Genomic DNA, 9,022 nt, shown 5'->3' with positions numbered 1-9,022 from the left:
GAATTTTGGGACGTCCTCCTCGTATCTGTCTTGTGCCACGATAGATACCACTTTCTTTATTAAATGGCGCAACACCAATCAATGACGATGCTTGTTTATTTGTTAGATAACCGAGCTCAGGCATATCGCTTAGTAAGTTGAAAGCGACGACATTACCAACACCAGGCATGCTCTGGATTATCATGTTTTTAGTTTTATAATCCTCACAGCTTTCCATTAGTTTAAGTAGTTTTTGGTCTAGCTTATCGAGCTGATTTTTAATGGCAGTTAAAATGGGATTAATCATACTGCTGATTGTTTTTGGCATGATTTTTAGACGGTTCTTTTCCATGGTTTGTATACCTATTAACTGTCTACGACGAGAAAGTAAGTCGCTCATCAATTGCATGGTAGCGGGCTTTAGCATTGAAAGTTTGGGCTTTATCGCTTCACCGTAATATGCAATAAGTTGTGCATCTAATTTGTCTGTTTTTGCATGCTGCCCTATGGCACCTGCAAATTTTTTGATATGTGCAGGGTTGGCTACAACAAAAGGCAAATTAGCTTTTGCGCAAGCCATAATAAAGTCTTGCTCAAGACGTCCAGTTGCTTCAATAGTGATGCGTGTTGGTTTATATTTTTTGATTTCCTTAATCGCCTTTTTAATACCTATTTCGTCGTTAGTCACGGTGAAATAAATATCTAACGGGCGTATGTAAATATCGAGTTGTGATTTGCCAGTATCAACACCAACATTTATTTCGTTTTGATTATTTTTGTTATTCATAATAAGCTGACTCTGCCTTGCTATTCGGGCTCGAGGCCCAGTTGACTATCCGAGTTTAGTGCTTGGAGTTTTATATGGCGTTCGTACTTGTTATCGGTCTCTCAATAGAGGAGCCTGCCAATCATCGAACTACCATATAAAAAGGCTTTGGTTGCAGCCAAAGCTTGGGCCTCACACTACCCGAAAAGGATTAAAAAGAATAATAAGATTTGGCTGTTATTATCCATACAAGCCATTTCAGTAACGGGACTGCTAACAGCTTGCTCGGTTCCGCTTCGCTGCACAATTTTAGCAAGCTATTATCAGCCCCTGAATGGGGCGTTAGCTTTACGTTCTCATATTGGAGTGTAGAATTAAATGAAAAAATTATGTGTTATTTGTGCTTTGCTTTTAAATTCGTTTATCGTAAATGCAGCCAGTGGTTCTAGTAACGGAAAAATATCTGCTATTAGATTTTACGAGGGGCATACTGGCGTGCTAATTATTCAAGAAAATATGTCAGACTTAGGCGAGTGTGGAAGAGCAGATTATTATATCTTAGATGAAAGCCATTCGTATTTTAAAGAAATTTATTCTCTAATATTATCCTCGCATATGACTAATCACCCTTTATACCTGGAAATTGATGGATGTATCGAGGGGATCTCAAGAATCAAACATGTAAGAAGTGTTAAGCAAAGCTAACAAGGCAATTATAAATGGGACGTCTAAAGCTTGGCTGGCGCTCATTCTTCGCTATTATAGCCAAGCTTAATACGCCCCATATTGCGGCGTTAGTTTCCTATGGATAAGTATGAAAAATCTAACTAAAACGACAACAAAGGTTATTCATCATTTATATAAATCACGAGAAGCCATGGAAATAGCAGATATGCTTGATTTAGACTGTAATAGTATGTCTTTGGGTTGTAATGGTTGGTCTTTGGAGCAATTAGAACGTATTCATTTAGCTATTTTAAAGTCTAGTTATTCAAAAAATCAGGATATTGAAATTACTATTAAGCAAGCTAAAAAGGATTGGCGTGATGTACTAGTTTCCGCTGGATTTGCAGAAGACCTAGAGGCTCATAAATTATGGGCCGAGGGAATCGGTAACTAACAAGCCATTGCAGTGCGGGACTTTTAACAGTTGGCTTTCCTCACTGCGTTCGTTATTTTAGCCAACTGTGTAAAAGCCCCTGAATGGGGCGTTATGTTTCATGGAAGAATGATATGAAAATTTACGGATATGAGAAAACTGAAGATGATGATCCTGTTTGCATCGAATTATCTGAAATCACATTGAGTACATCTCCTGTAGTTTTAAGAAATATTGCAAACTTCCTAAATAAAGCTGCAGATGATATTGAGCAACTTCCAGATTTTGAGCATGTGCACCTACAGGATGACTCTTCTGTATGGACAGATGATATGCCTGACATAGTCATATGTAAAAATTCAACATAACAAGCCATTAAACAGGGACAAAATCTAGTTGGCTTTGTTCACTGCGTTCACTATTATAGCCAACTAAATTTAGCCCATTAATGGGGCGTTAGCTCTCAATAAGGAAACCTATGAGAACATTATTTTTTTTAACTTTGTTTTTTACTTTATCCGCACATGGAGGCTCTGCAGAGGGAAAAGTCGTCAGTATCATAGCTCATTCTGATGGCGGAAATGGGCATGGTGTATTTATGTTCGTATTGGATGGAGAGAGGTCAGATGTCCCTACTTGCAGCACGGATGCAGGTGGTAAAGCTTGGGCCCAATCTTTAGAAAAAGAATCTGGGAGGGCGATGTACTCACTAGTTCTCTCTGCCCAAGCACAGAATAAGACGATTAAGATTATTGGTTATGGAAATTGTGATACCTGGGGCGATCGAGAGTAACCTAGATATGCAGTTCTTAAGTCGCAATGAGAGCTAACAAGGCGTTTAAAAAGTCGGACACCGTAATGCTTGCTCGGTTTCGCTGCGCTTCACATTTTAGCAAGCATAACTAAGCCGTTTAACGCGGCGTTATAACGTACGGAGAGTATTGTGATAAACAAAGGAAGTTGCTTGTGTAATCAAGTTAAATATGAAATTGATGGTGAATTTGAAGATGTACTAAATTGTCATTGTAGTATGTGTCGTAAATTACATGCCTCAGCGTTTAGAACAAGAGCGAAAATTAAATCTGAAAGCTGGAAAACGATTCAAGGTGATAAATTTATTAAATTTTATGAGTCCTCCCCAGGTGAACATAAAGGTTTTTGTTCTAATTGTGGTTCAAGCCTATTTACTAAATTTGATGAGAATCCTGATGTTTTAGGTTTTCCATTTGGCACCTTAGACACTGATCCTAAAGTAAAACCAACTCGTCATATTTATGTTGGTAGCAAAGCCGCTTGGCATGATATATCTGATAACTTACCTCAACAACAAGAGTACGAGTAAAGTCCGTTATAACAAGAAATTAAACAGGGACAAAAAACAGTTTGCGGTTTTCGTGCCTCAACATTTTAGCAAACAATTTTTTGCCCGTTAATTGGGCGTTAGCAGGCAAAACTATTTTATTGTTTTAAGCTTTTCACTTTTATCGCTTGGCGTACTTTTCTTGGTTAACTATTTAAACTTAGTGTTAAGTTAAAGTCAGGCGTTTAATTTAAATGGTTATGCCTTAACTTTATGTAAAGTCTCAATTAATTATTTACCTTTTCAGCGTAATCAATTAGTTTAGCGGTAAATCAACAAAGTGGTTTTACTTACTGACTTGGTATCGTTGCCAGCTAACAAGTAAAATCAGGCGGACACGCCACGCTTGCTCGCGCTGCGCGCATTATAGCAAACGTGTCTTAGCCGCTGTTTAAAGCGTTATATACCTATGGAGAATCGCTGAAATGGATAGCACATTGTTAATAATCGCAGCCACTCTAGCTGTAATAAATGTTCTTGTAAGTATATTCCTATTTACACGAGATGATTTAGAAAAATTCCAGAAAATTGCTCAAACAGTAATTGTTTGGTTAGTTCCATTTGTTGGCGCTTTGGTAATGTGGCTTTTCAATAAAAGCCAAGTTATTAACAAACCTAAAAGTAAGGCTCCATTGGGTGGCGGTTCGCCTTACGAGCATATTGATTAAGCGGCATATAACAAGTGACTATGGTGTCAATTCCTAATTCTCAACTCATTTTAGGATCCCACATGACACCATCTCTTACCATTGAATTTAAGATCACAATCATCTTTCTTATACAGGCAATTAATGCTGTTTTTTTTGGTTTTCCTGCCGCTAATAACCGTTCGTAAGTACCTTTAAAAACTGAGTTACATTGGATTGCGGACATCATCGCCATGTACATTGCCGTTCGAATTTTGGGACGTCCTCCTCGTATCTGTCTTGTGCCACGATAGATACCACTTTCTTTATTAAATGGCGCAACACCAATCAATGACGATGCTTGTTTATTTGTTAGATAACCGAGCTCAGGCATATCGCTTAGTAAGTTGAAAGCGACGACATTACCAACACCAGGCATGCTCTGGATTATCATGTTTTTAGTTTTATAATCCTCACAGCTTTCCATTAATTTAAGTAGTTTTTGGTCTAGCTTATCGAGCTGATTTTTAATGGCAGTTAAAATGGGATTAATCATACTGCTGATTGTTTTTGGCATGATTTTTAGACGGTTCTTTTCCATGGTTTGTATACCTATTAACTGTCTACGACGAGAAAGTAAGTCGCTCATCAATTGCATGGTAGCGGGCTTTAGCATTGAAAGTTTGGGCTTTATCGCTTCACCGTAATATGCAATAAGTTGTGCATCTAATTTGTCTGTTTTTGCATGCTGCCCTATGGCACCTGCAAATTTTTTGATATGTGCAGGGTTGGCTACAACAAAAGGCAAATTAGCTTTTGCGCAAGCCATAATAAAGTCTTGCTCAAGACGTCCAGTTGCTTCAATAGTGATGCGTGTTGGTTTATATTTTTTGATTTCCTTAATCGCCTTTTTAATACCTATTTCGTCGTTAGTCACGGTGAAATAAATATCTAACGGGCGTATGTAAATATCGAGTTGTGATTTGCCAGTATCAACACCAACATTTATTTCGTTTTGATTATTTTTGTTATTCATAATAAGCTGACTCTGCCTTGCTATTCGGGCTCGAGGCCCAGTTGACTATCCGAGTTTAGTGCTTGGAGTTTTATATGGCGTTCGTACTTGTTATCGGTCTCTCAATAGAGGAGCCTGCCAATCATCGAACTACCATATAAAAAGGCTTTGGTTGCAGCCAAAGCTTGGGCCTCACACTACCCGAAAAGGATTAAAAAGAATAATAAGATTTGGCTGCTATTATCCATACAAGCCATTACAGTAACGGGACTGCTAACAGCTTGCTCGGTTCCGCTTCGCTTCACAATTTTAGCCAATCATTTTGCGCCCATTAGTAAGGCGTTAAATTGCAAAAGGAGTTCGGGTGATATTCTCCCCAAAAGGATTTAATGAGGTAGCAGTGAAATATGCTCACCTGAAAAAATCATTTATTATTTCAACTGTTGCTCTTATTGTTCTCTTCTTTATATTGAGCAATATTAGTCAGCAAACTCCATACCTATCATTTGTCGCTATGTTAGCTGCAATATTAGGGGCAGAGGCATTCTTCATTGCAGGCTTCCTGCAATACTTCGGAAAGCTCGACTCAAGTACCTCAATAAATCCGTTTTGGTATTCTGTAACTCTGGCTAAAGAGTGGCTAGAGGTTGTAATGTTTGTTGTTTTACTTTTAATGCCCCTTGCAATGGCTGTTATGTTAGCTTACGGTGTGTAAATGCAACTTAACAAGCTAATAAATAAGGACAAAAAAAGTTGGCTGTTTTCGTTCCTCAACATTTTAGCCAACAATTTTTTGCCCATTATTAGGGCGTTATGTGTAAAGCAGGTTGTGTCTGCTATTTTATCCCCTAAAGGAAGTATTGATTTGAAAAAGTATATGGTTGTTGAGAAATTCAAACCTGGCTGTATCGAAGCTAATTATGAAAGATATAATGCTCAAGGTCGTATGTTTCCAGATGGGTTGCATTACTTGAATTCTTGGGTGAATAAGGAGCTTAATGTTTGTTATCAGCTTATGGAATCAAACAATATTGAGTTATTTTATGAATGGTTCAAAAAGTGGGATGACTTCGTCGACTTTGAACTAGTGCCGCTCGACTAAATTACACATAACAAGCCATTGCAGTGCGGGACTTTTAACAGTTGGTTTTTTCTCCTTCGTCGCTTATTTTAAACAACTATTTTTAGCCTCTTAATGAGGCGTTATGTGCCGTAATGGTATCGGAGCTGTGCGATTAGAATTGTGTCATCTTGATGTTTATAAACTATTCTGTGTTCGTCGTTAATACGACGAGACCAATACCCCGAGAGGCCATGCTTTAAAGGTTCTGGCTTTCCAATACCTTCATTAGGTGTTCGCTGAATATCTTTAATTAGCAAGTTAATCCGCTTGAGCATCTTTTTATCGGTACTCTGCCAATGAAGGTATTGCTCCCAAGCTTTGGTAGAAAACGTTAGCTTCATTCCAGAAGTTCTCTTTCAGTACCGTTTCCAGCTTCAAGCTCTGCAATAGATTCTAAAAGATCTCTGGCATTCGCTGGAGATCTAAGTAAATATGTAGTTTCTTGCATTGCGTTGTAATCTTCAAGTGACATCATCACTACAGGAGCTTCGCTTTTGCGCGTAATAATAATAGGTGCGTGGTCATTACAAACATGCGCCATTGTATTGGCTAAATTAGCTCTAGCAGCAGTATAACTAATTGCGTCCATTTGGTTCTCCAAAATGTTCATGTACGTTTATTTGTACAATATAGCATACTGCACATAACAAGTCATTAAAGCAGGACAAAAAGCAGTTGGTTTTTGCTCGTGCCTCGCTTATTTTAACCAACTATTTTATAGCCTCTTAATGGGGCGTTATATGGCGATAAGGAAGTCATGAGTTTTCGAGTAATAATTGGATTTACATTTTTACTATTTTTTCTGCATTTAGCTATTGGAGTAATTTTTAGCTATGCTCAATCACTCGAAGAATATAGTAAATATGTGAGTTACTTTGTTTCATTTACCATATTTTTATTTTTAGGAAAAAAGTTAGATAAGCCATTTGCTGGTTCAGCTATTGTTTACGTACTAAATTTCGCAATTGGTTTGCTCGCTATGTATTTGATTATTGGCTTAGTTCACTATCCAAAAGGTTGGGCTTACGATCTAATCCTAGAGCTTATTATAATAATAACCGCGGTGTTTATTGGTGCTAAAAATAGAAGTGGTCATAAAGCCATATAACAAGAGACTATGGCGTCAATAGCTAAATTTTAGTTTTTGGCGCTTGCCACATAACACCGTCTCTAAGCATTGAATTTAATATCACGACCATCTTTCTAATGCAGGCAATTATTGCCACCTTCTTAGGTTTACCTGCGGCAACTAATCGCTGGTAAGTTTCTTTAAAAATAGGATTGCTTTGAATCGCTGACATCATCGCCATGTATAAAACCGTACGTACTTGGTGTCTGCCTCCTTGGATTTTACGTTGACCTCGATACCGACCACTTTCTCGGTTCATCGGTGCAACGCCTACGAGGCTGCTGGCTTGTTTACTTGTCATGTAACCTAATTCAGGCAAGTTGCTGATAATGGATGCTGAGGCTATTTTTCCTATCCCAGTCATGCTTTGTAGGATTGTGTTCTTCGCCTGATAATCGGGACAAGATTCAATGAGTGCTATGAGTTTCTTTTCAATCTTGATTATCTGTTGCTTAAAGGCGGTGAGGATAGGTTTGATGGTCATGGCTAGCTCTTTAGGTAAAATTTGTAAGCGGTTCTTTTCCATGGTTTGCATCACTAATAATTGATTTCTTCTGGCGACTAAATCGCTCATTGCTTGCATGGTATCTGGCTTTAATTGGGATAGTTTAGGTTTTATCACGTCACCGTAGTGCGCAATAAGCTGTGCATCAAGCTTATCTGTTTTTGCACGTTGTCCAATGGCACCAGCGAAACGTTTGATGTGAATAGGATTAGCAATGACAAACGGTAGCTTAGCTTTAGCACAAGCCATAATAAAAGGCATTTCCAGGCGGCCAGTTGCTTCAATGACAATGCGCTCGACATTGTATTTTTTAATGGTACTAATCGCTTCATTGATACCTTTTTCATCATTTGAAACGGTAAAATAGATATCAATTGGACGCAGATAAATATCTAATTGAAATTTACCGGTATCAACACCGACATTAATGTTTTGATTGATTGTGTTTTTCATAATAAGCTAACCCTTGCTTGCGTAATGCGGGTTCGAGACCCAGTAGACTATTCGAGTATTTTGCTTGGAGTCTTTTATAGCGTTCGTTCTTGTTATCGGTCTCTCAACTGAGGAGCCATCGTTCAATCGAACTACTGTAAAAGAAGGCCTTAGTTGCAGCTAAGGCTAGGGTCTCACTTTACCGAATAAAAGTTATTTTGGTGGGTTTATTATCCATACAAGCTGTTTAAGCGCGGGACTGCTAACGTTTGGCTCGGTTTCGCTGCGCTACACATTTTAGCCAAACATTAATCAGCCCCTTAACAGGGCGTTATATGAATTGATGAATCTAAACCTCTGGAAACAAGAAGGGCGTATTTCACTATGGAGATATGTTCCAATTAACAAAAACTTTCCTGGTTGGCACATGAGTGCCGACAAAATTGGGTATGAAAACTTTTTAGATTTTCTAAAGTTATTGGAAGATTCTCCTGTTGGTTCTAAAAGAACACTCAATTTAGTCGACCCCGACGTATGGTCGGCATCATCAACCCTCAAAAAAACACCAGAGAAAAAGGTACTAGTATCGTTATCAAATGAAGATGATTGTTGGCATCTTAAAAGTGAACAGAGTAAATTACATTTTTATATTGGTATTCAAAAAATACCAGTTTTAAAGGCTGGGATAATTGATGCCTTAAACGGTAAATATGACTTTTCTGTCGGGGCAACTGGCGGTCAAAACTTATGGTTTTGGTAAAATTCATATAACAAGTGACTATGGTGTCAATTCCTAATTCTCAACTCATTTTAGGAGCCCACATGACACCATCTCTTACCATTGAATTTAAGATCACAATCATCTTTCTTATACAGGCAATTAATGCTGTTTTTTTTGGTTTTCCTGCCGCTAATAACCGTTCGTAAGTACCTTTAAAAACTGAGTTACATTGGATTGCGGACATCATCGCCATGTACATTGCCGTTC

The 9,022-nt window shown here is 38.1% G+C and carries 15 protein-coding genes and 1 pseudogene; 10 read left to right on the top strand and 6 right to left on the bottom strand.

The window, feature by feature from the left end:
* Nucleotides 1-766, bottom strand: a 766-nt coding sequence (locus QQK06_RS19710) for an IS110 family transposase (RefSeq protein ID WP_284246668.1), incomplete at its 3' end; no start/stop codon positions are given.
* A 357-nt stretch (nucleotides 767-1,123) separates the two neighbouring features.
* On the opposite strand from QQK06_RS19710, the gene QQK06_RS19705 reads away from it, so the two are divergent.
* From QQK06_RS19705 to QQK06_RS19680, 6 genes are all read left to right on the top strand, one after another.
* Entirely contained in the window at nucleotides 1,124-1,450 is a 327-nt protein-coding gene (locus QQK06_RS19705; RefSeq protein WP_284246667.1) for a hypothetical protein, read from the top strand.
* Between the two features lie 109 nt (nucleotides 1,451-1,559).
* Nucleotides 1,560-1,865 carry a hypothetical protein gene (locus QQK06_RS19700; RefSeq protein WP_284246666.1) on the top strand — a complete coding sequence of 102 codons (306 nt, stop codon included), beginning with the start codon at nucleotides 1,560-1,562 and terminating at the stop codon, nucleotides 1,863-1,865.
* Between the two features lie 113 nt (nucleotides 1,866-1,978).
* On the top strand, nucleotides 1,979-2,212 hold the full coding sequence (locus tag QQK06_RS19695) for an Imm32 family immunity protein (RefSeq protein WP_284246665.1): 234 nt from the start codon (nucleotides 1,979-1,981) through the stop codon (nucleotides 2,210-2,212).
* Between the two features lie 110 nt (nucleotides 2,213-2,322).
* Nucleotides 2,323-2,637, top strand: a complete 315-nt coding sequence (locus tag QQK06_RS19690) for a hypothetical protein (RefSeq protein ID WP_284246664.1) — start codon at nucleotides 2,323-2,325, stop codon at nucleotides 2,635-2,637.
* Nucleotides 2,638-2,808: 171 nt separating this feature from the next.
* Complete coding sequence (locus QQK06_RS19685) at nucleotides 2,809-3,186, top strand: GFA family protein (protein ID WP_284246663.1); 378 nt, start codon at nucleotides 2,809-2,811, stop codon at nucleotides 3,184-3,186.
* 443 nt (nucleotides 3,187-3,629) lie between these two features.
* Nucleotides 3,630-3,872: a hypothetical protein gene (locus QQK06_RS19680; protein WP_284246662.1), complete on the top strand. Its 243-nt coding sequence runs from the start codon at nucleotides 3,630-3,632 to the stop codon at nucleotides 3,870-3,872.
* Nucleotides 3,873-3,912: 40 nt separating this feature from the next.
* Here QQK06_RS19680 and QQK06_RS19675 read toward each other — a convergent pair whose 3' ends face one another.
* Nucleotides 3,913-4,866 carry an IS110 family RNA-guided transposase gene (locus QQK06_RS19675; RefSeq protein WP_284246661.1) on the bottom strand — a complete coding sequence of 318 codons (954 nt, stop codon included), beginning with the start codon at nucleotides 4,864-4,866 and terminating at the stop codon, nucleotides 3,913-3,915.
* Between the two features lie 343 nt (nucleotides 4,867-5,209).
* Between QQK06_RS19675 and QQK06_RS19670 the strand changes: the two genes are divergently transcribed.
* A complete protein-coding gene (locus QQK06_RS19670) occupies nucleotides 5,210-5,560 on the top strand; it encodes a hypothetical protein (RefSeq protein ID WP_284246659.1) in 351 nt (116 codons plus the stop codon).
* A complete protein-coding gene (locus QQK06_RS19665; protein WP_284246658.1) occupies nucleotides 5,561-5,947 on the top strand; it encodes a DUF3303 domain-containing protein in 387 nt (128 codons plus the stop codon). It abuts the gene before it with no gap.
* A gap of 101 nt (nucleotides 5,948-6,048) precedes the next feature.
* Here the strand turns inward: QQK06_RS19665 and QQK06_RS19660 are convergent, their stop codons facing one another.
* Both QQK06_RS19660 and QQK06_RS19655 read right to left on the bottom strand, forming a co-directional pair.
* Entirely contained in the window at nucleotides 6,049-6,309 is a 261-nt protein-coding gene (locus tag QQK06_RS19660) for a Txe/YoeB family addiction module toxin (protein WP_284246657.1), read from the bottom strand.
* Nucleotides 6,306-6,557, bottom strand: coding sequence for a type II toxin-antitoxin system Phd/YefM family antitoxin (locus tag QQK06_RS19655; protein WP_284246656.1), 252 nt, complete (start codon nucleotides 6,555-6,557; stop codon nucleotides 6,306-6,308). Before QQK06_RS19655 ends, QQK06_RS19660 begins: the two co-directional genes overlap by 4 nt.
* 168 nt (nucleotides 6,558-6,725) lie before the next feature.
* On the opposite strand from QQK06_RS19655, the gene QQK06_RS19650 reads away from it, so the two are divergent.
* Nucleotides 6,726-7,076, top strand: coding sequence for a hypothetical protein (locus QQK06_RS19650; protein ID WP_284246655.1), 351 nt, complete (start codon nucleotides 6,726-6,728; stop codon nucleotides 7,074-7,076).
* Between the two features lie 22 nt (nucleotides 7,077-7,098).
* On the opposite strand, the gene QQK06_RS19645 is transcribed toward QQK06_RS19650, so the two are convergent.
* A complete protein-coding gene (locus QQK06_RS19645; RefSeq protein ID WP_284246211.1) occupies nucleotides 7,099-8,055 on the bottom strand; it encodes an IS110 family RNA-guided transposase in 957 nt (318 codons plus the stop codon).
* A 406-nt stretch (nucleotides 8,056-8,461) separates the two neighbouring features.
* Between QQK06_RS19645 and QQK06_RS19640 the strand changes: the two genes are divergently transcribed.
* Nucleotides 8,462-8,794: a hypothetical protein gene (locus tag QQK06_RS19640; RefSeq protein WP_284246654.1), complete on the top strand. Its 333-nt coding sequence runs from the start codon at nucleotides 8,462-8,464 to the stop codon at nucleotides 8,792-8,794.
* A 40-nt stretch (nucleotides 8,795-8,834) separates the two neighbouring features.
* Here QQK06_RS19640 and QQK06_RS19635 read toward each other — a convergent pair.
* Nucleotides 8,835-9,022: pseudogene (locus QQK06_RS19635) on the bottom strand (IS110 family transposase); the annotation flags it as partial.

This window comes from Thalassotalea insulae (assembly GCF_030161395.1).
GTDB classification, from domain to species: Bacteria; Pseudomonadota; Gammaproteobacteria; order Enterobacterales; family Alteromonadaceae; genus Thalassotalea_E; species Thalassotalea_E insulae.
The sequence above is the reverse complement of the archived record's forward strand: the minus strand, read 5'-3'. Positions and strand labels throughout refer to the sequence as shown.

Bases quoted from the DNA above. Each gene is read 5' to 3' on its own strand.
- QQK06_RS19655 (WP_284246656.1), bottom strand. From the start codon at position 6,557: ATGGACGCAATTAGTTATACTGCTGCTAGAGCTAATTTAGCCAATACA.
- QQK06_RS19690 (WP_284246664.1), top strand. From the start codon at position 2,323: ATGAGAACATTATTTTTTTTAACTTTGTTTTTTACTTTATCCGCACAT.
- QQK06_RS19680 (WP_284246662.1), top strand. From the start codon at position 3,630: ATGGATAGCACATTGTTAATAATCGCAGCCACTCTAGCTGTAATAAAT.
- QQK06_RS19650 (WP_284246655.1), top strand. From the start codon at position 6,726: ATGAGTTTTCGAGTAATAATTGGATTTACATTTTTACTATTTTTTCTG.
- QQK06_RS19705 (WP_284246667.1), top strand. From the start codon at position 1,124: ATGAAAAAATTATGTGTTATTTGTGCTTTGCTTTTAAATTCGTTTATC.
- QQK06_RS19695 (WP_284246665.1), top strand. From the start codon at position 1,979: ATGAAAATTTACGGATATGAGAAAACTGAAGATGATGATCCTGTTTGC.
- QQK06_RS19640 (WP_284246654.1), top strand. From the start codon at position 8,462: ATGAGTGCCGACAAAATTGGGTATGAAAACTTTTTAGATTTTCTAAAG.
- QQK06_RS19665 (WP_284246658.1), top strand. From the start codon at position 5,561: ATGCAACTTAACAAGCTAATAAATAAGGACAAAAAAAGTTGGCTGTTT.
- QQK06_RS19700 (WP_284246666.1), top strand. From the start codon at position 1,560: ATGAAAAATCTAACTAAAACGACAACAAAGGTTATTCATCATTTATAT.
- QQK06_RS19660 (WP_284246657.1), bottom strand. From the start codon at position 6,309: ATGAAGCTAACGTTTTCTACCAAAGCTTGGGAGCAATACCTTCATTGG.
- QQK06_RS19675 (WP_284246661.1), bottom strand. From the start codon at position 4,866: ATGAATAACAAAAATAATCAAAACGAAATAAATGTTGGTGTTGATACT.
- QQK06_RS19645 (WP_284246211.1), bottom strand. From the start codon at position 8,055: ATGAAAAACACAATCAATCAAAACATTAATGTCGGTGTTGATACCGGT.